This is a genomic window from Bacillus swezeyi, from assembly GCF_001969815.1.
Classification (GTDB): Bacteria; Bacillota; Bacilli; order Bacillales; family Bacillaceae; genus Bacillus; species Bacillus swezeyi.
The window spans coordinates 37,992-63,548 of sequence record NZ_MRBK01000001.1 but is presented as its reverse complement, the minus strand read 5'-3'; the positions used below and the strand labels follow the sequence as shown (position 1 = coordinate 63,548).

Here is a 25,557-nt window from a genome sequence, read left to right as displayed (position 1 = left end):
TTTTCATTTTATAGCTCGTCCAAACGCGCGAGGGCATCCTTTTTTTCAAATGTGCTGAACCATAGATCATCATAGGAGTCTAAAATCCGGTAATGGTGAGAAAACAAATTTTGCTGCAAACGAAATTCCTCTTTTCTTTAAATTTCTCTCGACCAAATCCTGCCGCCGAGCGTCTTCCCTTTCGGCCTGTCAATGCTCCTGCGGGCCACAGTCTCAACAGCCTCCAAAGGCTCATCACCGAGCACAGACTGCAATACCTCACTGTTCTGAAATAGCGCACACACAGCCACAACATGCGCCCAACGGCAGTCGACCTGCCCTTTTCAATTTGCACAAGCGTCTTTTTCGAAATCCCGAGCACATTGGCCATTTTTTCTTGGGTATAGCGGCTTTCTGTCCGGATTAATCTTAATTTGGATGAGATGAGCTCTGTTATGTAGTCTTTGTCCATGAAAGACCTCCATTTGTTACTTTTAGTGCAATATTACATTTTTTGTTTTTTTCAATAATTGACTGTAATGAAAACAGCAACATCATACAAGAAATCCCCCAAAAACATGCTAAACTAAAAAAATCATCATACCGACAGGAGGCCCGCCATGCGAAACGAAACCCGCACCCTTTTCCTTGATCTCGATCTGCAAGTTGAAGCTTATCGCTTTAAAGGCATCATGCAGAAATTTCCGAATCACTTTCATGAATATTATGTAATCGGCTTTATTGAAAAGGGTCAGCGCTATTTGCTTTGTCAGGGGCAGGAATACATGATCAACCCAGGCGATCTCGTGCTTTTCAATCCGTATGACACGCACAGCTGTGAACAAATTGACGGTGAGGCGCTTGATTACCGCTGCATTAATGTGATGCCTGACGTTATGAAGAGATTCGTGATGGAGATAACCGGGACTGACAGCCTCCCATACTTCACACAGAATGTCTTGTTCCGCCATGAGCTGAACGCCAGTTTGAAGGAGCTTCACATACAGATTTTGCAGAAAGAAAAAGCCCTTAAGAAAGAAGAGCTGTTTCTAAACCTTCTTGAAGAGCTGATCCGGACGTATTCTGATGTCACGTTTCTCGAAAACGCGCCTGAACCGTCCGATGAGGTCAAAGCGGTATGCGGTTATTTAGAAGCCCATTACACGGAAAACATTACCCTTGATGATCTAAGCAAATTGACGGGCTGGAGCAAGTACCATCTCCTGCGGTCGTTTACAAAGCAGAAAGGGCTTTCCCCATACAGCTACTTGGAAACCGTGCGCATCAACCGTGCGAAAAAGCTGTTGGAACAAGGCGTAAAGCCGATCGAAACCGCATTTCAGACGGGTTTCAGCGATCAAAGCCACTTGACCAAATTTTTTAAACGGCAGGTCGGACTGACGCCGAAGCAATATATGAAAATCTTTGAATATGACAGACAGGAGCTTGAAGGATGAATACTCGACGAGAAACCGCCGGACATCTTGCGGCTGTTTTAACCATTCTCATCTGGGGCACGACCTTTGTTTCGACAAAGGTGCTGCTCGAGGATTTCTCGCCAATTGACATTTTGTTTTACCGCTTTTTGCTCGGATTGATCGTGCTGATCATTGTCCATCCGCGTTTTTTGAAAGTGGCAAGCTGGCGGCGGGAGGCTCTTTTTGCCGGAGCCGGGCTGTGCGGAGTGACGTTATATTTTTTGCTGGAAAACATCGCGCTTACCCTTTCCTATGCCTCAAATGTAGGGATGATTGTGGCGGTCATTCCAATGATCACCGCTGTACTTGCTCACTTTCTGCTTGACGGTGAAAGATTGCAGCCTCACTTTTTCATAGGATTTGCGGCAGCCTTTATCGGTCTCCTGCTCATTTCTTTCAATGGCAGCGCGATGCTCCATTTGAACCCGCTCGGTGATGTTCTTGCCGCTGCCGCAGCCTTGGTATGGGCAATATACGCGATTTTAATGAAGAAAATCAGCACATTCAAATATCATACCATCCAATGCACACAGCGGATCTTTCTGTACGGACTGCTGTTTATGATTCCGGCTCTGTTTCTGTTTGATTTCCGCTTCTCCTTCAGTCCTTTCACCTCTCCCGTCAATTTGTTGAACATCATTTTCTTAGGCGCGGGTGCATCGGCTCTTTGCTTTGTGACGTGGAACTGGTCAGTCGGAGTGCTGGGAGCTGTAAAAACGAGCGCCTACATTTACATGGTGCCCGTCATTACGATTGCCGCGTCCATCATTATTCTGCATGAAAAAATGACGTGGATTGCCCTCTTTGGAGGAGTTCTTACATTAACAGGCTTGTATATTTCAGAAATGAAAGCAAAACCTCAGCTGAAGGAGGAACAAATCTCATGAATGAAACAAAATGCGCACTGATTATTGATGAAAACCTGCCTCTCGGACTGATCGCCAATACAGCGGCGATCCTGGGGGCTGCGCTCGGCAAAAACAAACCCGGCCTGCTCGGGGAAAATGTCACAGACGGATCGGGAATCGAACACTTGGGAATCGTCAAAGTCCCCATTCCTATATTAAAAGGAAATGCCGAGTTGCTTCATGAGTTAAGAAACAAGCTTCTGACCGACGACTTCAACGATATACTAACAGTTGATTTCACCGATGTCGCGCAAAGCATTCATACATATGAAGCATACACTGAGACATTTCAAAGCACCGCTTCTTCCGATTACCGCTATTTTGGCATTGGCATATGCGGGGATAAGAAGAAGGTCAACCGGCTGACCGGGAGTTTGGGATTGTTGAGATAAATCCGGGTACCGGCTAACATTATTCGATAAGTTAGTCAGCACCCGTATTTTTTATTTATCAATTTAATTTACGGCTCCTAAAATCCCAATAATAGCTAATATACAACTGGACATTTTACTATAATAACATTTAAAATGAAAAGTATTAGTTACATAATTTCTCCTTTTAGGAGATTTTTTTCGTTTGTTCAGGCTAGAATGGCTACAACCGTGCCTTTCATAAACACTTCCATTAGTTGAAGCAGGGGCAGGTTCTACTGTAGTTTCTCTTTCAATTATATAAAAAGATTAAAATTTCACTATTTTAGAGGGATTATAAAATGAAAAAAGACAAAGAAGCATTCCAAAAAGCAAGAAGTATGATTGATACCATAAAACTGTTTAAATATGACGAAGAACTGATGAATTTTCTTTCCAGACAGGACTCTCTTTCTCTCAGCCAATTGAAAGTGTACTGCTCTGACTCTGGATTTCCGTCCAGTTTGTTTATGAAAATTGGATTAGCTTGCAACATTTCCGCAACGACATTCAATGTTTTGTTCTTAATCAAAGCGAAAGACTTCTTCCCCAGTCTGCCGATTATTCCTCTGCTGTTCTTACTGTTCACAACGGGCTGCATCTTTTGGTTTCTCTTTCAGGTGATCAAATGGAAAAGAAAACCGGTGAAGCTCACCTCACACTTCGAACATAAATCAGGATTCGCAAAAATGAATAATATGATTGATTTGGTGTTAGAACAAAGATACAAAAACACTCTAAAACATGACTAAATAAGACATATATATAAAGTGAGGGCCACCGTAATGAAAAAAGATAGACAAATATTAAAAGAAACGAAAGAAGCCGCTGACATTGCTGTTTCCTACGGCAGCAAAAATGATGAAAAACTTCTCGCTTATCTTGCCAAACTGGATACTCCCGTATTAAGCCGATTGAGAGTCTATTTTTCGAACCCAACTTTTACATTAATCTATTTTATTAAATGGGGATTTGCCAGCAGTCTTATTGGCGTATTCTTACCAATTGGCGCTTTGGGAGCCGTACCATATATCCCTTCAGTCGGCTTTTTACCTTACCTGATAGCCGTTGTGTTTTTGTTATGCATCATCTTGTTAATTAGATTGACAATAATTTCTAGAAAAGGCGTTATACAATCTATTTTACACTTCGCCAAAAGATCAGAAAACGCCAGAATTGTAAGTATGATTGACTTTGTTTTAAAGCAAAGATTCGCTAATGAACTTTCTCAGCATTAAAAAAGGCATCCCTAAAGATGCCTTCCTCCACGATCACTCACCACTAGACATATTCTGTCTTCTCTCCTGCTCAGCGATGATTTCATTATCTTCAGCATTGTCTCTCGTCACTTTCTGCGTCAGAATCGCGCCGACCGCCACTAAAATCATCACTGCGATGTAATAGCCTTTTTCATTGAGCTGCAAGTTGTCAGCATTGTAAAGACCGATGGCCGAACAAAAAGACACCCGCGAAAAATGTGAAATATGACATAATCGTAAATGCCGTTGTATTTCTTCTTCTGTATTTCTGCATCTTAATACCTCCTAAAGAATAAAACTATTATACTTTATTTAGGTCTCCAGAAGAAGAATGTTCTTCCTTTTCGCTCACAATTTAGTAAATATGTCACACTGCAATAAAATAGACCTACATAAAAAACCGGGGTCATCCCCCCGGTTTTTAATGCTTTTCTTCGCCTAAAACAGCTTCTGCAATATTGACGGCATGGTCGCCGATCCTTTCCAGGTTGCTGGTGATATCAACGAAGATCACACCGGCTTGTCCGCTGCATAATCCGTCGTTTAAGCGAAGAATATGCTTTTTGCGAAGCTTGCGTTCCATTTTATCAATTTGATTTTCTTTCTCGACCACACTTCTTGCGGCTACTTCATCATTTTGCGCTAGAGCGGTGAATGATTCTTTGACTGTCGAAATGGTCAGATCAAGCATTTCCGTTAAATCCGCCATCGCCGCTTCAGAAATTTTCACTCGGTTGGATTGCTGGTACTCGCCCAGCTCAACCAAGTTTTCAAAATGGTCGCCGATTCTTTCAACGTCTCTGACGGTGTCCATTAACTTATGATGTTCTTCAGATTCTTGTTCAGAAAGCGTTGTGGCTGACAGTTCGATCAAATAATCCGTAATCTTCCGGTCTAAATTGTTGATAGCATCTTCTATCTGAAAAGCGTTTTGTGCATGCTTTGCCTGTTTTGTGCTTAAAAATTCCTTTGTTTCTTCAAGCCCTTTCACAGCAAATTCACCCATGCGCAACACTTCTTCTTTCGCCTGGCCAAGAGCAATTGAAGGAGACTGCTGAATGAACAGCGGATCAAGATGTGTTGCTTTATAGTCCACAACTGTGTCCTTGCCGGGGATGAGCTTCGTGACGACCAAAGCCAATACTCCGACAAACGGAAGCTGAATCAGCGTATTTGACGTATTAAAGATTCCGTGGGCAAACGCAATCAACATTTTAGGATCAAGTCCCAAAGAGGATTGAAGCATTAAGATTAAAGCTGTGAACGGCTTCAGCAAGATGAGGAAAATCGCTGTCCCAATAAGGTTAAACATTACGTGAACGGCGGCAGCCCGTCTTGCTGCGACAGATGCGCCGAGAGATGCCAATACAGCGGTAATCGTCGTACCGATGTTATCTCCAAATAATACAGGCAGAGCACCGTTTAGATCTATTAATGAATCGGCAAACAATCCTTGCAGGATACCGATGGTTGCACTTGAACTTTGAACAAGAACTGTAAAAAGAGTACCGACAAGCACACCGAGAACAGGGTTCGTACTCATGCTGACGGTTAAATCATGAAAGGCCTCAACCGTCCGGAGCGGCTTCATACCGCTGCTCATCAATTCCAATCCATAGAAAAGCGCACCAAACCCAAACAAAACTTGTCCGATGTGTTGAGACTTTTTGTGCTTAAAGAAAAACAGCAAAAACGATCCGACAGCGATGATCGGCAGCGCATATGCACCGACATCAAAGCCGATAATAAAGGCCGTGACCGTCGTTCCGATGTTTGCACCCATAATGACGCCGATCGCCTGGCGAAGGGTCATAAAACCGGCGCTGACAAGACCGACAGTGATAACGGTCGTGCCAGAACTGCTTTGAATTAAAACCGTGACAATAATACCTGCCAGCACACCCATTAGTGGGTTGCTTGTAAAACGATCTAAAATGTCTCTCAGTTTATCTCCTGCTGACTTTTGGAGCCCTTCCCCCATAAACTTAATACCTAAGAGGAAGATACCGAGACCTCCTATAAATTCAAAAAGCAATTGCTGCACATCTATTTCCAAAGTCTTGCCCCCCTAATTCGACATAAATCTACAAACACTATGATTATGATGGAGATCAGAGCTTATGTAAACGATTCACATTAAAAATTTACAATAACTTAACATTGAACTGCTGAGGATTTACATTCTCTTAACATTGCCCCCTCTCATCGCGAATATACGCGGTATCCGATTGACGAAAATCACGAACTTTTTCATGTTTAAACCGTATGCAGAAGAAAGGAGGGGTAACCCGTGTCAAATTCAGCCGAACAATCTAACATAATCAGTCCGAAGACAAAAAGCGAATCGGTTTGGGATGTATTTGGCTATCTGTTTTATATTGGATCAATCATTTTTTTGATTGCTGCATGGGGTACATTGCCCGATTTTGGATTATTCATCATTCTTTTCATGCAATTCTTAGAGAGGCATCCCTAGATTTCAACTACCCAAAGCGCCTGAATGAAACAAACGCCGCACAGTTCTACTTGCTCGGCAGAAAACTGATCAACCGGTTAAAAAATGCATTTTTTCTCTAATATTATTTGAATCGGAATCGAACGCTTTAGGCTGGGGAAGCGGATTTGGCAAATGGTTTTCGCCTATAACAATACTCGGTACCTTGGTTCCAGTTGTCATCCATATCATGCAGCAAAGTAAGTTACAATACTCCCTGCAGTATATTCTGAAAACCGTCCATCAGACCCCATTATCTTCTACAAATTAAAGAAGATTAACGGAGGAAACGAAAATCGGACAGCTAATATACCTGCCCTTTTCCTATTCGTTTCATATTAAAACAGTCTCTTCCTTGGAAACATCATCAAAAAGCAAACGAATGGAGCCGATCGAAGTCGTCAATTTCACCTTTAAAGCAGCGGATTAAAACCGCAGCTTTACAATCGCAGGCCGCAATCATTATAGCATGGCTCAATTCCCGCACCTCTTGCCTGCGTTGAGAAAGAAAAGTGAAAAGTGATCACTGCACGTTGTTATTGCTTTATCGTTTGATTTAAAAAAGAGCATTCCGTTGTAGAATGCTCTTCATTAGTTTTATATTACCAATTGATGCAGACTGCCAGTCCGCCGACGCCTGTAATTTCAGCTGCTAAACTCTTAAACGCACTGCCTCCGACCCTTAGTTTTTCTTCCCATGTCGTAGCACCGGCTAGAAGTTTAGCAGTTTCTTTAAGTCCACCAAGTTCCTTTATATATTTCTTCACTCTTATTATTTTTGCAGCTGCAAACAAGTTTGATCCAATGAACCACGCTATAGCTGCAGAACAAGCTCCGATTTTAGCCCAATCAGGATCTGCGATAACTGGAAATGCGGTGTTTTCATTGAAATCTATTACTTGAATCAATGAGTTTCCCTCGACTCTAAAATGAGAAGGAACATCATTTTTATTCGCATCTTTTGCCCAAGCTGGACTGAAAACACTTGTCACAATGTTATTAGAATCAACAACAAACACTTCTCCCGTGTCAAACTCTTCACCTAGGTATTCTGCTGCAGTCATTAGTTTGCTGCCTTCAGGCAATTGCAAATCATATTTATATTCTTTAGGAGCCGTTTTATTTTTTATTTTAATTAAATTTCTTACTCCGTCTTTTGTTGGTTGAACGCCAAAACCCACACTGCTATTTGGATGATCAAAAACTATTGTTCCATTTTTAGTTGCAACACCCGGTGCGTTTACTTTTTCAGCTGGTAAATGGATGCTTGTTGATACATTAGTCAATTGTATTGCTTTTTTTGAATCTTTAGGTATTTTTATGATTCCAGTCTCATTTTTAATGACTGAGTATGTATCGGTACTTTCGTTTGATTTCATTATGTTTTGAATTCCTGTAACATGTTCAATATCCTGGGCTGTTTGCTGAATTTCCTTATGAATCTCAGTTGTTTTAGCACTTGATGCTTTTGGCTGGATAACTGAAATGACCAGTGCCAAAGACAAAATTAATGGTAAAGACACAAATAAACGTTTCTTTAAACTTCTCATTTTTGTCTCCTTTCTTATACAAGTAATTTTATAGTATACTTATTTTTAACATAAAATATAATTACTGTAAATGGAGGTATTGTATGTTTGAAGCAATTATTCTGCTAATTTTAGGATTATCGGTTCTCGCGGCTGGCTTTTTAACTTTAAAAAGAGAGTTGTCGATTGAATCTGTTTCTATATCTTCAGCTGATGAAGCAAAATCAGAAATGAAAAAGATTTTAGACGACCATGGCTGGTTTTACCTGTCTGGAATCGCCCTTTTCATGCAGTTTGTTTTTCGGGGATTTGAATTCACATTTGAGTATTTCTTTCATGCATTTTTAATTAGCTCCGGAATCCAGTCCCTATTTTACCTTTTCAATAAAAAGGAGATGGGCTATAAAGTCTGTGCGGTTATTGTTGTTAGCTTTTTAGTTATTTATTTATAACAAACAAGAAAAAGAGTGATGAATCGTCCATCACTCTCTTTTTCTATTCCTTTATCTTCTTCCTGCCAAACGGCCACCAGTTGCCTTCTCCAAACGTGACGATGATGGCCGGAATAAGCAGCGGAAGGACGACGAGTCCGTAAAGCAGCAAGCCGACAATGACAACGGTGGCGACCTGCATGAGCGTATTGACACCTGAAGGCATCATCGCCGCAAATGTTCCGGCTAAAATGATGGCTGCTGTCATGATGACAGAGCCCATCTTGCTCATTGATCTGACGACGCCTTGATGGATGCCGAGGTGGACCTCTTCTTTAAACCGGTCAAGCAAGAAGATCGAATAATCCACCCCTAAAGCAATCAAGATCACAAAGCTGAAGAATGGAACGGCCCAGCTCACCCCGTCATTTCCCATGATATCGACAAAAATGAATTCCGTGATCGACATCGACGTATAATACGTGATAAATAGTGATGCAATCATATAGACAGGCATGATCATGGAACGGAACAAAATGGTTAACACCGCAAACAAACCAATGACCATAATCAGCATCGTACGGGATAAATCCATTGTCGATAGTTCTTTTAAATCTGCATTCTGGCTGGTCACCCCGCCGTACACGATCACCGCATCTTCCAAAGGTGTACCGGCTGCTTCGTCAGCTAAGGCTTTTTTTATCTTATTGACTGTCTCAATGGCTTGTTCTGAATAAGGATTGATGTCCAATACCACGCTCAATTGAACTCCCTTGCCGTCTGAAAAGGAATAGTTATCAATTGATTTTTGAAAATCTTTGTTTTCCATGACACGATTCGGTATAAATATCCCCGTGTCTTTCACGGTTGAACTGTTGCTCATGTCCTCCAGCATATCACTGGATGCCGTGATGCCGTCGGAAATTTTGGCCAGCCCGTCTTTCGCACTCTTTACACCGTCTGCAAGCTGCCCCAGACTTTCTGTAAGCGTTCCGGCTTGCTTTCGCTGTGCTTCAAGCCGTTGATTTGCCTGTTCAAGCCCGCTTTGAATTTTTCCCAACTGGCCGCTGATGGCTGTCAGCTGCGGCACCGCCTGTGAAGCGTTGCCCGTTTGTTCCATCTGCCCGCTGACAAGCTGCAGCTGGCTATTGATTTTTCCCAGCCCATCGGCCGCATCCCCAAGCGATCCGCCGGAGTCGCCATTCGCACTTGAACCTGCGGTCTGTCCGGCTATTTGTCTTAGCCCTTCTTCTACATCTGTTAAACCGCTTTGAACATCGCCAAGTCCTTTCGTTGTCTTATTCAACCCGTCTGCTACCGCCCCCAGCTGATGGTCAATAGATAAACCTTCGATTTCCTTTCCAGTTGGCTGTGTGATGGTCATGACAGAATCAACATGTTCCACTTTCTCGATGGCTTTGCTGATATTTCCGAGATAGGGGATTGTTTCAGCTGTCGTTAACTTGTTTTCTCCTTTCATCACGACATTCACAGGGAACGCTTTTCCTTCGCCAAGACCTTCTTTAATCGCCTCGAGACCTTTAACCGATTGATAGCTGCTGCTGATTTCTGAAGTAGAATCAAAGGAAATTTGATCATCATACGTCAGAATAAACGGTACGGTAATGATGGCTGTGATGACGATAAATAAGAATGGACGCGCCACCGAATGCTTTCCAAGAAAAGCCCATAATTTATTATCATTATGCGAAAGAACCTTCTTCGATGGCCAAAATAATGTTTCACCCAGCGTCACCATAAACAACGGCAGCAACGTATATAAAATAATCATTAAGACGCCCACGCCGACGGCGACTCCTACGGCAGATTGGAATACAGCAAACTTTGCAAAACCAAGAACAGAAAACCCAACTAATACAGCAAAACCGCTGATAAAAAGTGTTTTCCCCGCCGTGCGGTAAGCGATCAGCGTCGATTCGACCTTGTTATGTCCGTTGGCCAGCTCTTCGCGGAAACGTGTGAGGAGGAGGATGCAATAATCCGTCCCTATCCCAAACAATATGGCGACGAGAAACGTTTGGGTGAAGGTCGAAATCGGAAAGCCAACATTGTGGACTAAAATCGCTAATAAGGATTGGCTGATGAAATAGGAAAAACCGACAACGATAATTGGTACGAAAGGCGTGACGACTGAACGGAAAACGACCAGCAGCAAGCCGACAATTAAAATGACCGTGATGACTTCTGTTTTCTTCAACCCTTCCTCTGAGCTGTGGGCGAAGTCTTGATTGATGAGGGATGCTCCTGTAATGTATGCAGTCAAATCATCGGGAACAGCCTTATAAATGTGATCCGCAATCTTTTCCACTTGTTGATCAGATCCCGTCACAGTGACAGGAATCAGGATTGTTTTCTGATCCTTTGACATGAGTTGATCGCGAATTTCCCGATCGCCTGATAAAGGAGATGTCACACCTTCTATACCATCGATTTTTTTTGTTTCAGTGATGAATTCGCGCAGCTGATCTTTTTCATTTTTCTTTAAAGCGTGGTCTAATGTAACGACAACGCTTATCACATTATGGTTTTCCCCTGCATCTTTTAAAATCGCACTTGCTCTTTCCGACATCGAATCCGCCGGAAGCTGAGCCTGCCCCTTTTCATTGGCCAGCTCAGTCAAGTTTGGCGAAAATAGACTCAATATGACCGTCAATGCTAAAACAACCGCCGCGATGACCCATTTAAATTTGACGATAAATCTCATTCCGTATGGTCTCCTTTAAATTTTCTTTTTAAAATGGTGAAAATAGCAATAAAGGAATCTAAATGCTCCTCATCGGCATCATCAATCAGTTTTCTTAAAGCCTGAAAAATGGCTGAATCGAGTTCTGCCATAATGTGTTCGCCTTTTGCCGTAATTTTAATATGCTTAGAGCGTTTATCATGATTGATGTGGGATTCATCCCATTCCACAAATCCTTTTTCTAAGAGCTTTTTCAGCCTGTTGGAAACAGCGCTTTTATGTACGTTTTGTATTAAAGCCAAGCTGCCTGGAGAAGTAGGGCCTTTTATCTTTAGAATCGTTAACAAGTCGGCCTGTTCTCTGGAAATGTGTTGAAATACATCCTGGTTGATTTCACGCTGCACAAACTCCGTGCCTTCAAACAATACTTCCGCGAAGAGATCGATTGCCCGGCACAATTTCTTTTCATCCAACAGTTTTCACCTCTGCATTAGTTTATACCGCTAAACTTGCTAATATGCCATATAGTTTATACCGTTAAACTATATGGTGTCAATATCGTATTTAGACATAAAAATGGCTGAATGTTTTGCCGTTATAAACAAAAAGAGCCTGAATGATTGTGTAATCATTTACAGGCTCTTCTAAGGCGGAAAGCTTATGATAGCGCCGCTTGATCAGGCCGCTTCATGTTTTCTTATTTCTCAGAAATACTATCTGCGATTTTCGCCAATCCTTCTTTAATCGGTGTTAATGGACGGCCTAAGACTTTTTCGAAATCATCGCTCTCGACTGCGAGTGTGCCTTCGCGAATGCCTTTTTGGATATCAACAAGCATTGGAATAAGGAAGTCGGGTAAGCCGGCGTTTTTCATCACATCGGCATAGGCAGCATCATCTACCTGTTGAACAGGCACTTCTTTGCCCAATACCTCGGCAAGGGCTGAAACGAATTCTTCTTGAGTCAATAATTTGCCGGAAAGCTCATAGACGGTATTTTCGTGGCCATTGCCGGAAAGCACCGCTGCCGCTGCGTCTGCATAGTCCTGCTGCAGCGCCCAGCCTGCCTTTCCATTGCCTGCCGATGTCACCCAAGGAGCTCCTGCCAGAACGCCTTGGATGCTTGACGTTTCATTTTCCAAATACCAGTTATTGCGCAAGAAAGAATACGGTATTCCTGTTTTTAGAATGGCCTCTTCTGTCGCCTTATGCGTCGGCGCAAGGAAGTTTTTGCTTTCGCGCGCATTCGCGATGCTCGTATAAGCGATAAACTTGACCCCGGCGCGCTCTGCGGCAGCTACCGCATTGCCGTGCTGCCGGATTCTTGTTTCATTGTCTCCATCCGCAGAAATCATCAGCAAACGGTCGATGCCTCTAAACGCCGAATCCAATGATTCAGGACGATCAAAATCTCCTTGGCGCACATCTACCCCGCGAACTCTTAAGCCTTCCGCTTTTTCCGGATTACGCACACTGACAGCCAATTGATCAGCAGGTACTGTTTCAAGCAATCTTTCTACAATTTTTGAACCTAATTTTCCTGTTGCCCCTGTTACTAGCATTTTCATGTTTTATTCCTCCTGAATAATTTGTCGCAATCTGTAACAAAAAATGTTACACCAATATGTAACTATAATAATTACAAATGAGTCCTTTGTCAACAGATTGTTGACTGGTGCAGATCGTCATGCGTTATATTTATGCGCAATTTTTTACATATATTGTGTTAATATCAAATCAGATGTGAAAGGAGGGAAAAATGTGAGAAAAAACCTCGGCACGGAAGAAGCTATTAAAAGGTGGGATAGATTCGCTGATACATATTCCGCACTTCATACAGAACAAGGCGACATTCATAAGAAAGTACTTTTAAACCCCGCTTTATTGAGCTTAATGGGAACCGTAAAGAATAAAAATGTGCTGGATGCCGGGTGCGGCGAAGGGTATTTAAGCAGAATGCTGGCCAAATCGGAAGCTCATGTAACGGCAGTGGACTACTCACCGCGAATGATAGAAATCGCCAAGGAAAGAACGCCGAATGACTTGCCCATTCATTACAGAGAGGGCAATTGTGAGAACCTGCATTTTTTAGAGGATAATAGCTTTGATTTAATCGTATCGAATATGGTCATTCAAGACCTCGCCGATTACGAAAAAGCCTTTCAAGACATGTATCGGCTATTAGCAGACGGGGGATGTTTTATTTTTTCAATCTTACACCCTTGTTTTGTTACGCCAGACAGCGGCTGGGAGAAGACAAACGACGGTAAAAAACTGCACTGGAATGTAGATCAGTATTTTTATGAAGATGCATACGAACAGAGGCTGGGTGATCAGGAAAAAATGCTGTTCTTCCATAGAACCTTGACAAGCTATATCAATACGATCATCAAAACAGGCTTCCATTTGGAAGGCATCATAGAACCGAAACCATCAAAAGAGATGCTGAAACTATACCCTTCATTTGAAGAAGATTTGCGGTGCCCTGATTTTATCGTTTTTAAATTAAGAAAGCCTTTAAGAATTCAAGATCAATAAAAAAGCAGGCGGCTTCGCCTGCTTCATCAAAGTCATTTTTCTTTTGCTAACTTGATAAATAAGAAAAAAATCACGATTGCGATACAGTAATTTAAAGGGTTTTTAAAAATGCTCATATGTAATGCTAGCTGCAATAGAATCCACAACATAAAAATGACGATTACAGAAGGCAATATTAACTTATTCATATGACATCACCTTTTAACATATTAGATTAAAATAACGAGGGAATTTTCATTTCCTCTCGTTTTTAACAGTTATTCAAAACAAGATGCCGCAGCACCAGTAGTCCTCCGCCTACAATCGTTCCTTTCATGGTTATAAATACTTCTATTAAAGAACTTTATTGCTATTTTTATAGAAAAAACAAAAAAGGTAGGCTCTTGCCTATCCTTTTTTCATCTCATCTTTCTTCGCGACCAAATGACAGCTGGGATAAGAGCTAAGGATAACAGCCCTCCTGTCAAAGATAATGCGGCATAGCTTGAATGAGCGACAACCATTCCGGAAAGAGCCCCGCCGGATGCTCCTGCTAACGCAATAAAAACATCAAGTGTTCCTTGAACTTTTGCACGTGTTGAAGGCTCTGTCGAATCAACAATTTGAGCAGTACCGCTGATTAATCCAAAATTCCACCCTAATCCAAGCAAAGAAAGAGCAACGATTAAAAGCACCATTGAATCACTCGCCGCCAGTGCTGCTACTACACCAGCCAGCAGCAATGTAATACCAGAAGCAATACTCATGGCTGTCCGGCCAATTTTATCAACAAGGACCCCTGTTACAAGTGAAGGAAGATACATTGCACCTATATGAAAACCTATCACAACCCCGACTTCACCTAAACTATGTCCGTGGTTCTGCATATGAACCGGGGTCATGGTCATAATGGCAACCATCACAATTTGAGTAAGTACCATCACTGTTGCGCCCACTGTAATACCCTTTTTATCATCCGCAGCACCAACAGATTTCGAATGGTCCTCTGCTTCATTTGCTTGTTTATAGGTTTCGATTTTACTCGCGATTTCTAATGGATCCGGCCGAAGCATTATATAAAGTACAAGCCCTGCCAAGATAAAAGCTGACGCTGATAAAATAAACGGTCCTGCAAGCGGCGGAACACCGATCATTGAAGCAAATTCCCCCATTACATTGACCAAGTTGGGGCCTGCAACTGCTCCAAATGTTGTCATCACCATTGTGACGCTTATCGCAGTAGCCCGCTGTTTCTTATCAGCCAAGTCTGTACCTGCATACCGGGCTTGTAAGTTTGTCGCTGTACCTGCTCCATAAATAAACAGGGAAACGAACAACAAAATAATGCTGTTGATCATAGCTGCAGCAACAACCCCAATTGCGCCAAATCCCCCCGCAATAAAGCCGGCAGCTAAACCTGTACGGCGTCCATAACGTTGAGACAATCTTCCTACGATCAAAGCAGCTCCTGCTGAACCTAAAGTAAATAAAGCGGAAGGCACACCTGAAAATGCATCCGTCCCAAGCATTTGCTGTGCTAAAAGGGCACCTACTGTAATCCCTGCGGCCAGCCCTGCACCCCCAAAAATTTGTGATATGCTCACAATGATTAATACTCTTTTATATAATTTCTTTAATTTTTCCGGTGAATCTATGTAACTCTTAGCGGTACTATCAGAATAGCTCGTCACTTTAAACACCTTCTTATCAAAAATTTGATCATCTCTCCACCGCCCTTTCTCTCAAGATGTTCTCCTCTTCATCACAGTGCATTGATGCCTTTAGCCGCCTTCTGCAGCTTTTGTTGGCATTAGATCCGCATATGCGGTTATTTTCACATTTTTCATTAGGTATAAAAACAGCATCAGCAATCCTGAATGAAAAAGAGTTTTAAATGTGGAGACATATTTGCACTTTTTACTAAAGCTTCTGCAAACTTGAACCTTGTACTTCAGCCTATTCTGGTGAACTCTTTCGTTTATGAATAGTTGAATTTTACTACAAAAGAACCTTTTGTCAATTTCGTTATTCCAAAATGTTGAGGAGGCCATTATTTTAATGGCATGGCCTTCTCAACATTTTATGAATTGAATCTATCTATATTCCGGCTTTAGTTGATGAAGTTCATCATAATGAGCATTATGATCGTATTTAATTGAGGGAGTTCGATAGGATATCTATAAAGGTAAAAAAGAAACTAGTCACGAATCGGCAACTAGCAAGGGATTTTCACATATATCTTTATTTCTTTATCTTTGAAACGGTCATCCCGTCACCGATTGGAATCAGCAGGGATTCTAATTGAGGATGTCCGGCCACAGTTTTATTGAATGCCTTCATGAATTCAGTATGGCGTTTAGGTGCAGCACCCTGGTCTGCCACGCTGCCGCCCGCTAGTACGTTGTCGGCAACGATTAAAGCGCCCGGTTCCGCCAGTTCAACACAATACCTCAAGTAATTTTCATAATTATCTTTGTCAGCATCGATAAAGAAAAAATCAAATCGTTTTTGATCGCCGGCCAGTTTTTTAAGGCTCTCTAAAGCTGGCCCTGTCATATATGATACTTGCTCTCCCAAGCCGGCTTTAGAGAGATTGCTGTGCGCCAGCTTTGCATAGCTGTCTTTTAATTCAAGGGAAGTTAATGTTCCTTCTTTACCGAAGCCTCTCGCAAGGCAAATCCCGCTATAGCCTCCAAGAGCGCCAATTTCAAGAATATTTTTAGCCCCTGAAATGGATACAAGCATCGTTAGAAGCTTTCCAGATGAGGGAGATACCGAGATGGAGGGCATTCCGTTTTCTTGTATCGATGAAATGACTTCCTCCAAGAGAACATCTTGGTTAGAAAACACCGAATCGATATAACTGTTAATTTGTTTCATCATTCTCACCTTTATCTATAGACGCTTCACTTTCCGATACAAAAGCTTTCGTTTCTTCATGTTTCTTATCGGGTAATTCCATTGCTTCGCTTTCGTGCATTTCAAATAATTGACTAAATTCGTTGATGACCATATCAATCGCTTTTAATTCACCGACTAAAATCGGCTGAATCGACTGAAACTCTGGTTGATCCAACTGCTGCTTAATGGTTGAGCGCTTAAGATTCATCATCTCCAAGAAAGCAATCGCCCTCCCCCGCCGGAACGTTTTCGGCCCGCCTTTTCCTTTGTGACGCTCACCGCGATGATGTCCTTCCTTCTTAAAATCCTTATGTTTCATGATGAATCACCTTCCCTTGTATATTTGACGCTTATTGTATACAAATGTATACATTGTGTCAATCCAAAACAATCACAGAGCAATGGAATTTATTGTTCAGAAGCAAGCGGCAAGAGACTAGCAATCTGTTATATTAATATAATTAATACTGTTTCATTTATTTAAACCCTTATTTTTGATGATCATTTCCCTTTTAATTAAATCTGTATTATATTATAATAAAATTCTGTAATAATATATAATGGCTCACCTGCACGCAGAGGCAATTAATTTAAACGGGATTGGGAGGGAAAGTTTTATGACTAACCATTCACCTTTTATTCCAAAATCAAGTGACAGCGGCACTCACTATTTTCAAACCTATGATGAAAGCCTTGCTCTTTGGCCAGTCCCCTGCAAAACATTCTACGTTCCTACTCGTTTCGGCCAAACACATATTATAGCAAGCGGACCAAAGGATGCCCCGCCGCTTGTATTGCTTCATGGGGCACTATTCAGCTCCACCATGTGGCATCCCAATATTGCCGATTGGAGCAGCAAATACCGAACCTATGCAATTGATATCATAGGTGATAAGAACAAAAGTATTCCCGCCGATTTATGTGGTACGAGAACGGGTTACGCCGACTGGCTGCTTGATGTGTTTGAGAATCTAGGGATCGAAAAGTCACACATCATTGGACTTTCGCTTGGCGGGCTTCATACCATGAATTTTATTTTACGTGCGTCAGAGAGAGTGAAGAGCGCAGTTATACTTAGTCCCGCGGAAACGTTTTTACCATTTCATCACGATTTCTATCGATACGCTCTTCGTCTTGCAGAACCTAATGGGGTTGATCATTTTTTAAAGTGGATGATGACAGATCGCAATGCGCTGCACCCGAAGTTTGCGAAGCAGTTTCATGCAGGAGTGATGTGGCAGAATGGAACACGAAATCAAAAGCCTAATGCCGACGGATTTCCGTATGTTTTCACCGACGACGAATTACAATCTGTAAAAGTACCTATTTTATTATTACTAGGTGAACACGAAGTCATCTATGATCCGCAATCAGCCTTCAATCGCGCTTCTGCATTAGTTCCTGGTATTGAAGCGGAAATAATAAAACATGCCGGCCACGTCTTATCAATGGAACAGCCTGAATACGTAAATGAACGTGTTTTGCGTTTTTTCAGTAAATAAACCACAGTCTTGTAGTTGTGTAAAAGAACCTCAATCGTTATTCGTATTCTGGATATTTCTATTAATATAGAAATAGAGTCTCTTAGAGGCTCTATTTCTTTTGCGGGATTAATAATTAGATTCAGCCTGCTCCGCATAGAAAGTCCCCCACTCAGACAAAGTGCTTAAAATCGGCAAAAGGCTTTTGCCCATTTCAGAAAGAGAGTATTCTACCTTAGGCGGTACTTGATGATGAACAAATCGATTGACTATACCGTCCTCTTCCAATTCCCTCAGCTGCTTTGTTAACATTTTTTGCGTAATTTGCGGTAAAGCTCTTTTTAATTCGCCAAAGCGCATATTTTTTTCGCCTAAATACCACAAGATGAGTACTTTCCATTTACCCCCTATTAACTTCAATGTCAATTCTATTGAACATCTATACTCGTTATCCTTGTATTTCACCAGCATTCGCTTCCCTCCCCAGATTAGTATCAAAATGGATACTGCGTGTCACAAAAGTGCCTACTTGTTATTTTATACCATAGTTCTTATGATAGTATCAAAACAACGGAGGTGCAGGCTATGTACGTGATTACAGGGGCAACCGGACGAACAGGCAGTGCAGTTGCAAACTATTTATTAGACAAAGGACAGCCGATCAGAGTAATTGGCAGAAACCCGGAACGCTTACAGCCGTTTGTGCGTAAAGGAGCTGAACCGTTTGTCTCTGAACCAGGAGATGCAACAAGACTGATGAAGGCTTTTACCGGCGCGAAAGCTGTCTACGTGATGCTTCAGCCTAATTACATTGTGACGAGCACTGATTTTCGCGCTTACCAGACTCGCATTATCAATGCATTAATCCCTGCTCTGGCACAAACAAAAGTTAAGAATGTTGTTTCTCTCAGCAGTTGGGGAGCAGATAAAGAAGAAGGCACCGGACCGGTAGCAGGATTACACTTGCTCGAACAACGCCTGAATCAAATAGAAGGGTTAAACGTTTTGCACTTACGGGCTGGATACTTCATGGAAAATTTACTTTCACAAATACAAAACATTTTAATTCATGATGCTGCAAAAGGTCCTTTTCTCCCCGATGTCCAGTTTCCTATGGTTTCTACACGGGACATTGGACAAATTGCAGGAGAAGCGATGCTAAAAGTTAACCATCAAGATCAACAAATAAGAGAGTTGCACGGCAGCTGTGACTTGAGTATGTCTGAAGCGGTGAGGCTCATAGGAAAAGCGATCGGCAAACCAAACCTTGGCTATATACAAACAACCGAAGAAGCAGCCCGAAATGAAATGAGAAGTCAAGGGTTTTCAGAACATATTATAGACCTTGTTTTAGAAACAGCACATGCTCTGAATACAAAGCACATTCGAATGTTGGAACAGCGATCATCCGAAAATACTACCCCGACGTCTTTTGACACGTTTATAAATGAAGTATTTATACCTCAATACGAGAACGAAACACGGGTAAAATAAAAACTCCATTACTCTTTTATCCAGTTGAACAAGAATCTTATATTATTGATAACACTCTCTGTAAACTTTCAAGATGAAACCCTCTCAATACAATATTTTTTGAGAGGGTCCTTCACTAACTTGCCTCCGAATGAGGCGTTTTACATTGTTTATTTATTTTTTGGCCTTCTCCCCATAACCCAAAAGCATTGGCGATCTTAAAGACAGGAAAAGGGGTAGGAGACTGACTAATACCGCCCCTCTTTGTAAGTTGCTCTCGAGTCCATCCTTTCTCGTAAATAACTAATTTGTTTTGTACCAATAGCAACAACAAGAATAAAACACACAGCATTAGTTAAACTCGAAAAGCAATACATTTAATAAATGAAAGCAGGCGATCCCATGCCAACGAACAGATTAATCAATGAGTCACCTACTTACTCCAACACGCCCACAACCCCGTTGATTGGTTACCTTGGGGCGAAGAAGCCTTCGAAAAAGCAAAGCGCGAAAAACAAGCCGGCACTTGGCAGCATCGGCTATTCGACCTGTCGTTGGTCAACGGTTGTATTCTCTTAAGACATAATAAAAAGAACCTGAAAAGTTTCAGGCTCTTTTTATTGATTTGATTTTTTTCCACTTTTGACTTCTAGAAAATGAATCTGCCGTCCATCAATTTTTTGCACTTTAAAAATATAACCCTCGGCTTCTAATTCAGAACCAACTTTTGCATCAATGTTTTGTGTCATGAACCAGCCGCCTATTGTATCTACTTCCTCATTGGATAAATCAATTTCCAAAAGATCGTTGACATCTTCAATCAACACCTTTGAGTTTATCATAAAGTGACCTTCATTTAACTTTCGAATATCCGGAATTTCATCAACATCAAATTCATCTCTAATTTCTCCCACGATTTCTTCAAGGATATCTTCAACTGTTACTAAACCTGACGTACCTCCATACTCATCCAATAAGATAGCAATGTGAATTCGTTCTTTTTGCATTTTCGTCAGCAGATCATGAATAGGGACAGATTCAATAACATGTATAACAGAATTGATGTGTTTTTCAATTTTAAATTCCTCTTTTGCTTTTTTATCTTCATCAATATACGCAGACAAAAACTCTCTGGCGTTAATAAAGCCGCGAACTGTATCCTTATCTCCATTTACAACCGGATATCGGGTATAACCCTCGGTTTTAATGGTTTTAATAATATCTTCATAAGAATCGTCAAGAGAAATCGTCACTATTTCTGTACGGGGAACCATAATCTCTTTTGCAATTCTCTCGTCGAATTCGAATATGTTATTGACATATTTCAACTCATTCTTATTGATTTCTCCGCTCTTATAGCTTTCAGACAATAAAATCCGCAGCTCTTCTTCTGAATGAGCCAGTTCATGTTCTGCGGCAGGTTTTAAACCAAAAAGCCCCACTAATACACGAGCAGAACCATTTAAAAACCAAATAAACGGGTACAGTACTCTGTAAAACAATCTAATTGGCTTAGCAGTTAAAAGTGTAATCGCTTCTGCTTTTTGAATGGCAAGTGTTTTAGGAGCCAGTTCTCCAACTACAACGTGTAAAAATGTTGCGAGAATAAACGCAATGACTAAGATTAAGATATGTGTGACTTGCTCGCTCACATTGAAATAAGCAAAGATCGGATGCAGGATGACTTCGAATGTCGCCTCTCCAACCCATCCAATACCCAGCGCTGTAACGGTTATGCCCAGTTGGCAAGCCGATAAATATTCATCTAAGTGGGTAACAACTTTTTTGGCGGATACCGCTCCTTTTTTTCCTTCAAGTACAAGCTGGTCAATTTTAGTTGTCCGCACTTTTACGATCGCAAATTCCGTTGCAACAAAAAACGCCGTTAAAGCAATCAATACCGCAAAAATAATTAAATTAATGGCTGTCAATAAGTCGTCTTACTTTAAAGTAAGACTTACACCTCCCATAAAAGAGTTACTTTTATCGTTCCTTAAAAAGGGGTTAAGTAAACAACAAAAGAAGTTTTTGAATCAAAGAAAAACTTTACTGTGATATTTTCTTTTTGATCTATTCGCCTCTCTTTACCCCTGCTTTCTCAAGACTTGTCAGAAATGCAGATACATCTCGGTTCAATTCATTCATTTTCAGTCTTAGTTCTAATAAATCTATTTCCTCGGAATATATTTTTAATTTCGTCTATTGTTAATTCTGCCTTTTAGCGGTTTTCAATACATTTAATACGCTTTATTGAAGAATGATCATAAAAACGATAATTGGAACTGGAACGTTCTGCATTTAACAAACCCAGCTTTGTATAATAATCAATTGTTCTCTTCGTTACCTTAGTTCCTTCCGCCAACTCGCCGATTTTCAGCTTTCCAGCCCCATCAAATCCCTCCAAACCATAACGGTTATTGTCGTAAATTATACGTTCTAATGAACTTAAAATCAACTAATTTTTTGAAAGTTCTTGCGAATTTATTTATGCACTCATGGTATTTTTTTATCCCAGTGTGGTAAGTTAAAACAAAGAAATTATTGTAAAGAAAGAAGGTGATCCCATGCCAACTAACAATAAACCCAATAGATTAATCGCTGAGAAGTCCCCATATTTACTTCAACACGCTCACAACCCTGTGGACTGGTTTCCTTGGGGAGAAGAAGCATTTGATAAAGCGAAACGCGAGAACAAGCCTGTACTCGTATCTATTGGGTATAGCTAGTTTGGTTATTCTAATGCACATGCCATTGGTGTCACGTCATGGCCCACGAAAGCTTTGAAGATGGAGAAGTTGCAAAGCTTTTAAATGAGAATTTCGTATCGATTAAAGTCGATCGCGAGGAGCGGCCTGATGTCGACTCGATTTATATGACGATCTGCCAGATGATGACGGGGCAGGGCGGCTGGCCGTTGAATGTTTTTTTGACGCCTGAGCAGAAGCCGTTTTATGCTGGTACATATTTTCCGAAGACAAGCCGTTTTAACCGTCCGGGATTTGTCGAAGTATTGCAGCAGCTTTCTGATACGTTTGCGAAAAACCGCGATCACGTGGAAGACATTGCTGAAAAGGCGGCCAATAATTTAAGAATCAAAGCGAAAAGCGAATCCGGCGAGTCGCTTGACGAGGATATTCTGAAGCGCACGTATCAGCAGCTGATCAACAGCTTTGACGCAGCATATGGCGGATTCGGCAGCGCACCGAAGTTTCCGATTCCCCATATGCTGACCTTTCTGCTTCGCTATCATCAATACAGCGGTGAGGAAAACGCCTTGTACAGCGTGACGAAAACGCTGGACAGCATGGCGGACGGAGGCATCTATGACCATATCGGCTTCGGATTCGCCCGTTATTCGACCGATAATGAATGGCTCGTTCCCCACTTTGAAAAAATGCTCTATGACAATGCTTTATTGCTGATCGCTTTTACAGAGGCCTATCAAATAACGAAAAACGAACGTTACCGCCGGATTTCCGAGCAGATCATCACTTTTGTCCGCCGTGAAATGACGGATGAGAAAGGCGCTTTTTATTCTGCGCTTGATGCGGACACTGAAGGTGTAGAGGGCAAGTATTATGTATGGTCAAAAGACGAAATCCTTGAAACGCTCGGAGATGATCTTGGCGAATTATATTGCGCCGTTTATAACATCACGCCTGAAGGGAATTTCGAGGGGAACAATATTCCAAATCTGATTTATACCAGGTTGGAAAATGTGAAGGTCGAGTTCTCATTAACAGATGCAGAACTTCAAGAGAAGCTTGAAGAAGCGAGAAAAAGACTCTTTGAAAAACGGCAGGAAAGAACATATCCACATGTCGATGATAAAGTGCTGACATCTTGGAACGCCCTGATGATTGCCGGTCTCGCCAAAGCGGCGAAAGTCTACAATGCGCCTGAATATCTGAAAATGGCGCGGACTGCCGCTGCATTTATTGAAGACGAGTTGATCAAAGACGGACGCGTCATGGTCCGCTACCGTGATGGCGAAGTGAAAAATAAAGGGTTTATCGATGACTACGCATTTCTGCTGTGGGCTTATCTGGAATTGTATGAAGCAACATTTGACTTGGCTGAATTGCGCAAAGCGAAGGAACTGGCTGCAAAGATGACCGACCTGTTCTGGGATGAAGAGCATGGCGGATTTTATTTTACCGGGAGCGATGCAGAAGCGTTAATCGTCCGGGACAAAGAAGTATATGACGGCGCTCTCCCTTCAGGAAACGGCGCAGCGGCCGTTCAGTTATTGCGGCTCGGGCGGCTGACGGGTGATTTGTCATTGATTGATCAGGTCGCGAAGATGTTTTCAGCGTTTCACGGAGACGTCTCATCCTATCCAAGCGGTCATACAAACTTTCTCCAAAGCCTGTTAAGTCATGTGATGCCGCAAAAAGAAATTGTCGCGATCGGAAAGCAGGATGATCCGGACAGGCAGAAAATCATTGCGGCATTGCAGCAGGCCTTTCAGCCGAATTATGCCGTCCTCGCAGCCGAATCGCCGGGTGATTTTAAAGGAATTGCAGATTTTGCGGCAGACTATAAAGCCATAGATGACAAAACAACGGTTTATATTTGCGAAAATTTCGCCTGCCAGAAACCGACGGCAGATATTGATGGAGCGCTTAAACGGCTGCTATCCGTTTAAGCAGCGGCGACCGTGGGAAAACAAATACAAATCCATCAATAGAAAGGGGTTTAGAGCATGAAGCAGAAAAACGTCATTTCGGGTCTCGCCGTTGTCGCCGGAGTCGCCGCTTATATGTTAAAAGATCAGTCAAACAGACAAAAGCTGAAAGCGTATATGCAAAACGCAAAAGAAAAAATCCCTTATTTTTCGGAAAAACAAAACAAAGATTCATTCCCGGTCGAAAAAGCAGGCAATCCGTCCCCGCAGGATGTTGAAGACAATAAAATGGTTTCGGAAGGGTCCATGTATCCGGTTCATTATTATGATAAAGAGAAAAAATAGCGTCCCGTCATAAAAGCTGTCATATCAAGTATGGCAGCTTTTATTTCTTTTTTTCCCGCCGCTCTAAAAATTCGAGGCGGTTGCCGAATGGATCATTGATATAAAACCGTTCTGCACCCTCTAAAGGTTCATCTTCTTTTATTTCAATTCCATTAACCTTTCTTTCAGCTTTTTTAGATCGGCAACACTGAATGCCGGATGGGCTTTTACTGCCGGAGTAAAATTTTCTTGAATTCCTACATGAAGCTCCTGTTCGCCGCATTGAAACCAGCCCCCCCCTCGCTTTCTCAAGTTCTCAGGCTTCGGAATTTCCTTCATTTCAAATATGCCGGAAAAGAATTCCCTGCATAGATTCTCACTGTTTTGAGGAGCGGCAATTTGTACGTGGTCAATGCCTTTCAAAAACATAACATAGCCTCTCTTCCTTTAAGATTTCTCAAAACTAATTTATCATAAATTCCCAATAATTTAACAATTTGTCCGATGTACATATCCTGCTTCGTCAAAGAAAAAAGCTGCCAAGAAATAGGGCAGCCTGGTTGGTTTATATTTTATTCTCATAGCAATAATGATTTACCAGCTCTTCGATCAGATCATGCTCTGGAATTTCTCCGTAAAATTCGAATGGAATCTCCTCGACAAACTGACCGCGCCGGTACACATGAATCGCTCCGTTTTGCCTTGTCACGCTGTACTCCGGTTCAAACGTATAGCCGTTCCGTTCTATTGCACCCATCTACCCCGCCCGCCTTTCAAAACAGCAGTTCATACACTTCGTTTAATTCTCTCGTCCGTTTATGATCCTGTTCATTCATTGCATATTTCATCTCATGTTCAAGCACTTGATTCAGAAAAGCAATTTCCCGCTCATCCAAGTGTCTGACAAACTCTTCCTCATTCGCATACTGCCGGGATGCGATTTTTCTGTAAATGCTCTGTCCTGTGCCATGTTCAAGATGATTTGACAGTGATTCGCGCAAATAGCCTAATGTTGTATCCATGTTCCGCGCTCCTTTTTTACC

26 protein-coding genes and 5 pseudogenes are annotated in these 25,557 nt (G+C 41.8%); 14 read left to right on the top strand and 17 right to left on the bottom strand.

What is annotated here, in order from left to right; translation table 11 throughout:
* Positions 1 to 8: 8 nt before the first annotated feature.
* Positions 9 to 451, bottom strand: a pseudogene (locus BTA30_RS00370) (helix-turn-helix transcriptional regulator).
* Positions 452 to 599: 148 nt separating this feature from the next.
* Between BTA30_RS00370 and BTA30_RS00365 the strand changes: the two are divergent.
* The 5 genes from BTA30_RS00365 to BTA30_RS00345 all read left to right on the top strand — a co-directional run bounded on the left by BTA30_RS00365 (position 600) and on the right by BTA30_RS00345 (position 4,013).
* Positions 600 to 1,436: an AraC family ligand binding domain-containing protein gene (locus tag BTA30_RS00365; RefSeq protein WP_076757919.1), complete on the top strand. Its 837-nt coding sequence runs from the start codon at positions 600 to 602 to the stop codon at positions 1,434 to 1,436.
* A complete protein-coding gene (locus BTA30_RS00360; RefSeq protein ID WP_076757917.1) occupies positions 1,433 to 2,344 on the top strand; it encodes a DMT family transporter in 912 nt (303 codons plus the stop codon). Before BTA30_RS00365 ends, BTA30_RS00360 begins: the two co-directional genes overlap by 4 nt.
* Positions 2,341 to 2,757: a DUF2000 domain-containing protein gene (locus BTA30_RS00355; protein WP_076757915.1), complete on the top strand. Its 417-nt coding sequence runs from the start codon at positions 2,341 to 2,343 to the stop codon at positions 2,755 to 2,757. Before BTA30_RS00360 ends, BTA30_RS00355 begins: the two co-directional genes overlap by 4 nt.
* A 320-nt stretch (positions 2,758 to 3,077) precedes the next feature.
* The gene (locus BTA30_RS00350) at positions 3,078 to 3,527 is read left to right on the top strand and encodes a hypothetical protein (RefSeq protein ID WP_076757912.1); all 450 of its coding nucleotides are present in this window, start codon (positions 3,078 to 3,080) and stop codon (positions 3,525 to 3,527) included.
* A gap of 33 nt (positions 3,528 to 3,560) precedes the next feature.
* The gene (locus BTA30_RS00345) at positions 3,561 to 4,013 is read left to right on the top strand and encodes a hypothetical protein (protein ID WP_076757910.1); all 453 of its coding nucleotides are present in this window, start codon (positions 3,561 to 3,563) and stop codon (positions 4,011 to 4,013) included.
* Positions 4,014 to 4,046: 33 nt separating this feature from the next.
* On the opposite strand, the pseudogene BTA30_RS00340 reads toward BTA30_RS00345, so the two are convergent.
* A pseudogene (locus BTA30_RS00340) lies at positions 4,047 to 4,308 on the bottom strand (YiaA/YiaB family inner membrane protein).
* Positions 4,309 to 4,455: 147 nt separating this feature from the next.
* Positions 4,456 to 6,090: a Na/Pi cotransporter family protein gene (locus tag BTA30_RS00335; RefSeq protein ID WP_076757908.1), complete on the bottom strand. Its 1,635-nt coding sequence runs from the start codon at positions 6,088 to 6,090 to the stop codon at positions 4,456 to 4,458.
* A 234-nt stretch (positions 6,091 to 6,324) separates the two neighbouring features.
* On the opposite strand from BTA30_RS00335, the pseudogene BTA30_RS23580 reads away from it, so the two are divergent.
* Positions 6,325 to 6,739 (top strand): annotated as a pseudogene (locus BTA30_RS23580) (DUF1648 domain-containing protein); the annotation flags it as partial.
* A gap of 391 nt (positions 6,740 to 7,130) precedes the next feature.
* On the opposite strand, the gene BTA30_RS22645 reads toward BTA30_RS23580, so the two are convergent.
* Positions 7,131 to 8,078: a hypothetical protein gene (locus BTA30_RS22645; RefSeq protein WP_076757906.1), complete on the bottom strand. Its 948-nt coding sequence runs from the start codon at positions 8,076 to 8,078 to the stop codon at positions 7,131 to 7,133.
* Between the two features lie 83 nt (positions 8,079 to 8,161).
* On the opposite strand from BTA30_RS22645, the gene BTA30_RS00320 reads away from it, so the two are divergent.
* Positions 8,162 to 8,509 (top strand): hypothetical protein, encoded by a 348-nt coding sequence (locus BTA30_RS00320; RefSeq protein ID WP_076757904.1) that lies wholly within the window; start codon positions 8,162 to 8,164, stop codon positions 8,507 to 8,509.
* Positions 8,510 to 8,552: 43 nt separating this feature from the next.
* Here the strand turns inward: BTA30_RS00320 and BTA30_RS00315 are convergent, their stop codons facing one another.
* The 3 genes from BTA30_RS00315 to BTA30_RS00305 form a co-directional block, all read right to left on the bottom strand.
* Positions 8,553 to 11,213, bottom strand: a complete 2,661-nt coding sequence (locus tag BTA30_RS00315) for an MMPL family transporter (protein ID WP_076757902.1) — start codon at positions 11,211 to 11,213, stop codon at positions 8,553 to 8,555.
* On the bottom strand, positions 11,210 to 11,665 hold the full coding sequence (locus BTA30_RS00310; protein ID WP_076757900.1) for a MarR family winged helix-turn-helix transcriptional regulator: 456 nt from the start codon (positions 11,663 to 11,665) through the stop codon (positions 11,210 to 11,212). The genes BTA30_RS00315 and BTA30_RS00310 overlap by 4 nt, the downstream gene beginning before the upstream one ends.
* Positions 11,666 to 11,889: 224 nt before the next feature.
* Positions 11,890 to 12,759: an SDR family oxidoreductase gene (locus BTA30_RS00305; RefSeq protein WP_076757897.1), complete on the bottom strand. Its 870-nt coding sequence runs from the start codon at positions 12,757 to 12,759 to the stop codon at positions 11,890 to 11,892.
* 193 nt (positions 12,760 to 12,952) lie between these two features.
* Between BTA30_RS00305 and BTA30_RS00300 the strand changes: the two genes are divergently transcribed.
* Positions 12,953 to 13,729, top strand: a complete 777-nt coding sequence (locus tag BTA30_RS00300; protein ID WP_076757895.1) for a class I SAM-dependent methyltransferase — start codon at positions 12,953 to 12,955, stop codon at positions 13,727 to 13,729.
* A gap of 32 nt (positions 13,730 to 13,761) precedes the next feature.
* Here the strand turns inward: BTA30_RS00300 and BTA30_RS23575 are convergent, their stop codons facing one another.
* From BTA30_RS23575 to BTA30_RS00280, 4 genes are all read right to left on the bottom strand, one after another.
* Positions 13,762 to 13,917, bottom strand: a complete 156-nt coding sequence (locus tag BTA30_RS23575; protein WP_094777256.1) for a hypothetical protein — start codon at positions 13,915 to 13,917, stop codon at positions 13,762 to 13,764.
* Positions 13,918 to 14,127: 210 nt separating this feature from the next.
* Complete coding sequence (locus tag BTA30_RS00295) at positions 14,128 to 15,399, bottom strand: MFS transporter (protein WP_076757893.1); 1,272 nt, start codon at positions 15,397 to 15,399, stop codon at positions 14,128 to 14,130.
* A gap of 550 nt (positions 15,400 to 15,949) precedes the next feature.
* The gene (locus tag BTA30_RS00285) at positions 15,950 to 16,588 is read right to left on the bottom strand and encodes an O-methyltransferase (protein ID WP_076757888.1); all 639 of its coding nucleotides are present in this window, start codon (positions 16,586 to 16,588) and stop codon (positions 15,950 to 15,952) included.
* The gene (locus BTA30_RS00280; protein WP_076757886.1) at positions 16,575 to 16,928 is read right to left on the bottom strand and encodes a hypothetical protein; all 354 of its coding nucleotides are present in this window, start codon (positions 16,926 to 16,928) and stop codon (positions 16,575 to 16,577) included. Before BTA30_RS00280 ends, BTA30_RS00285 begins: the two co-directional genes overlap by 14 nt.
* 298 nt (positions 16,929 to 17,226) lie before the next feature.
* On the opposite strand from BTA30_RS00280, the gene BTA30_RS00275 reads away from it, so the two are divergent.
* The gene (locus tag BTA30_RS00275; RefSeq protein WP_076757883.1) at positions 17,227 to 18,111 is read left to right on the top strand and encodes a carboxylesterase; all 885 of its coding nucleotides are present in this window, start codon (positions 17,227 to 17,229) and stop codon (positions 18,109 to 18,111) included.
* Between the two features lie 108 nt (positions 18,112 to 18,219).
* Here the strand turns inward: BTA30_RS00275 and BTA30_RS00270 are convergent, their stop codons facing one another.
* A complete protein-coding gene (locus BTA30_RS00270) occupies positions 18,220 to 18,561 on the bottom strand; it encodes a winged helix-turn-helix transcriptional regulator (protein ID WP_158027587.1) in 342 nt (113 codons plus the stop codon).
* Positions 18,562 to 18,675: 114 nt separating this feature from the next.
* Here BTA30_RS00270 and BTA30_RS00265 point away from each other — a divergent pair, with 114 nt between their 5' ends.
* Together BTA30_RS00265 and BTA30_RS24360 are read left to right on the top strand one after the other, a co-directional pair.
* Complete coding sequence (locus BTA30_RS00265) at positions 18,676 to 19,584, top strand: NmrA family NAD(P)-binding protein (protein ID WP_076757881.1); 909 nt, start codon at positions 18,676 to 18,678, stop codon at positions 19,582 to 19,584.
* A gap of 381 nt (positions 19,585 to 19,965) precedes the next feature.
* A pseudogene (locus BTA30_RS24360) lies at positions 19,966 to 20,133 on the top strand (DUF255 domain-containing protein); the annotation flags it as partial.
* 47 nt (positions 20,134 to 20,180) lie between these two features.
* Here the strand turns inward: BTA30_RS24360 and BTA30_RS00255 are convergent.
* Both BTA30_RS00255 and BTA30_RS22635 read right to left on the bottom strand, forming a co-directional pair.
* Positions 20,181 to 21,494, bottom strand: a complete 1,314-nt coding sequence (locus tag BTA30_RS00255) for a hemolysin family protein (RefSeq protein WP_076757878.1) — start codon at positions 21,492 to 21,494, stop codon at positions 20,181 to 20,183.
* Between the two features lie 287 nt (positions 21,495 to 21,781).
* Entirely contained in the window at positions 21,782 to 21,925 is a 144-nt protein-coding gene (locus BTA30_RS22635) for a MerR family transcriptional regulator (RefSeq protein ID WP_094777260.1), read from the bottom strand.
* Between the two features lie 202 nt (positions 21,926 to 22,127).
* Here BTA30_RS22635 and BTA30_RS24045 point away from each other — a divergent pair, with 202 nt between their 5' ends.
* Genes BTA30_RS24045 through BTA30_RS00235 form a run of 3 tightly spaced genes read left to right on the top strand, consistent with a single transcriptional unit; the run spans position 22,128 to position 24,535 of the window.
* Entirely contained in the window at positions 22,128 to 22,289 is a 162-nt protein-coding gene (locus tag BTA30_RS24045) for a DUF255 domain-containing protein (protein ID WP_023857722.1), read from the top strand.
* Between the two features lie 38 nt (positions 22,290 to 22,327).
* On the top strand, positions 22,328 to 24,211 hold the full coding sequence (locus BTA30_RS00240; protein WP_076757874.1) for a thioredoxin domain-containing protein: 1,884 nt from the start codon (positions 22,328 to 22,330) through the stop codon (positions 24,209 to 24,211).
* A gap of 57 nt (positions 24,212 to 24,268) precedes the next feature.
* Positions 24,269 to 24,535 (top strand): YbyB family protein, encoded by a 267-nt coding sequence (locus BTA30_RS00235; protein WP_076757872.1) that lies wholly within the window; start codon positions 24,269 to 24,271, stop codon positions 24,533 to 24,535.
* Between the two features lie 40 nt (positions 24,536 to 24,575).
* On the opposite strand, the pseudogene BTA30_RS00230 reads toward BTA30_RS00235, so the two are convergent.
* The 3 genes and pseudogenes from BTA30_RS00230 to BTA30_RS00220 all read right to left on the bottom strand — a co-directional run bounded on the left by BTA30_RS00230 (position 24,576) and on the right by BTA30_RS00220 (position 25,536).
* A pseudogene (locus tag BTA30_RS00230) lies at positions 24,576 to 24,943 on the bottom strand (VOC family protein).
* A 136-nt stretch (positions 24,944 to 25,079) separates the two neighbouring features.
* Positions 25,080 to 25,271: a YbxH family protein gene (locus BTA30_RS00225; protein ID WP_076757869.1), complete on the bottom strand. Its 192-nt coding sequence runs from the start codon at positions 25,269 to 25,271 to the stop codon at positions 25,080 to 25,082.
* 16 nt (positions 25,272 to 25,287) lie between these two features.
* Positions 25,288 to 25,536: a sigma-G-dependent sporulation-specific acid-soluble spore protein CsgA gene (locus BTA30_RS00220; RefSeq protein WP_076757866.1), complete on the bottom strand. Its 249-nt coding sequence runs from the start codon at positions 25,534 to 25,536 to the stop codon at positions 25,288 to 25,290.
* Positions 25,537 to 25,557: the final 21 nt, after the last annotated feature.

Excerpts from the sequence above, each read along its gene's own strand:
- BTA30_RS00365 (WP_076757919.1), top strand. The coding sequence starts at position 600 with ATGCGAAACGAAACCCGCACCCTTTTCCTTGATCTCGATCTGCAAGTT.
- BTA30_RS00360 (WP_076757917.1), top strand. The coding sequence starts at position 1,433 with ATGAATACTCGACGAGAAACCGCCGGACATCTTGCGGCTGTTTTAACC.
- BTA30_RS00355 (WP_076757915.1), top strand. The coding sequence starts at position 2,341 with ATGAATGAAACAAAATGCGCACTGATTATTGATGAAAACCTGCCTCTC.
- BTA30_RS00350 (WP_076757912.1), top strand. The coding sequence starts at position 3,078 with ATGAAAAAAGACAAAGAAGCATTCCAAAAAGCAAGAAGTATGATTGAT.
- BTA30_RS00345 (WP_076757910.1), top strand. The coding sequence starts at position 3,561 with ATGAAAAAAGATAGACAAATATTAAAAGAAACGAAAGAAGCCGCTGAC.
- BTA30_RS22645 (WP_076757906.1), bottom strand. The coding sequence starts at position 8,078 with ATGAGAAGTTTAAAGAAACGTTTATTTGTGTCTTTACCATTAATTTTG.
- BTA30_RS00320 (WP_076757904.1), top strand. The coding sequence starts at position 8,162 with ATGTTTGAAGCAATTATTCTGCTAATTTTAGGATTATCGGTTCTCGCG.
- BTA30_RS00315 (WP_076757902.1), bottom strand. The coding sequence starts at position 11,213 with ATGAGATTTATCGTCAAATTTAAATGGGTCATCGCGGCGGTTGTTTTA.
- BTA30_RS00305 (WP_076757897.1), bottom strand. The coding sequence starts at position 12,759 with ATGAAAATGCTAGTAACAGGGGCAACAGGAAAATTAGGTTCAAAAATT.
- BTA30_RS23575 (WP_094777256.1), bottom strand. The coding sequence starts at position 13,917 with ATGAATAAGTTAATATTGCCTTCTGTAATCGTCATTTTTATGTTGTGG.
- BTA30_RS00285 (WP_076757888.1), bottom strand. The coding sequence starts at position 16,588 with ATGAAACAAATTAACAGTTATATCGATTCGGTGTTTTCTAACCAAGAT.
- BTA30_RS00280 (WP_076757886.1), bottom strand. The coding sequence starts at position 16,928 with ATGAAACATAAGGATTTTAAGAAGGAAGGACATCATCGCGGTGAGCGT.
- BTA30_RS00275 (WP_076757883.1), top strand. The coding sequence starts at position 17,227 with ATGACTAACCATTCACCTTTTATTCCAAAATCAAGTGACAGCGGCACT.
- BTA30_RS00270 (WP_158027587.1), bottom strand. The coding sequence starts at position 18,561 with ATGCTGGTGAAATACAAGGATAACGAGTATAGATGTTCAATAGAATTG.
- BTA30_RS00265 (WP_076757881.1), top strand. The coding sequence starts at position 18,676 with ATGTACGTGATTACAGGGGCAACCGGACGAACAGGCAGTGCAGTTGCA.
- BTA30_RS24045 (WP_023857722.1), top strand. The coding sequence starts at position 22,128 with ATGCCAACTAACAATAAACCCAATAGATTAATCGCTGAGAAGTCCCCA.
- BTA30_RS00240 (WP_076757874.1), top strand. The coding sequence starts at position 22,328 with ATGGCCCACGAAAGCTTTGAAGATGGAGAAGTTGCAAAGCTTTTAAAT.
- BTA30_RS00235 (WP_076757872.1), top strand. The coding sequence starts at position 24,269 with ATGAAGCAGAAAAACGTCATTTCGGGTCTCGCCGTTGTCGCCGGAGTC.
- BTA30_RS00225 (WP_076757869.1), bottom strand. The coding sequence starts at position 25,271 with ATGGGTGCAATAGAACGGAACGGCTATACGTTTGAACCGGAGTACAGC.
- BTA30_RS00220 (WP_076757866.1), bottom strand. The coding sequence starts at position 25,536 with ATGGATACAACATTAGGCTATTTGCGCGAATCACTGTCAAATCATCTT.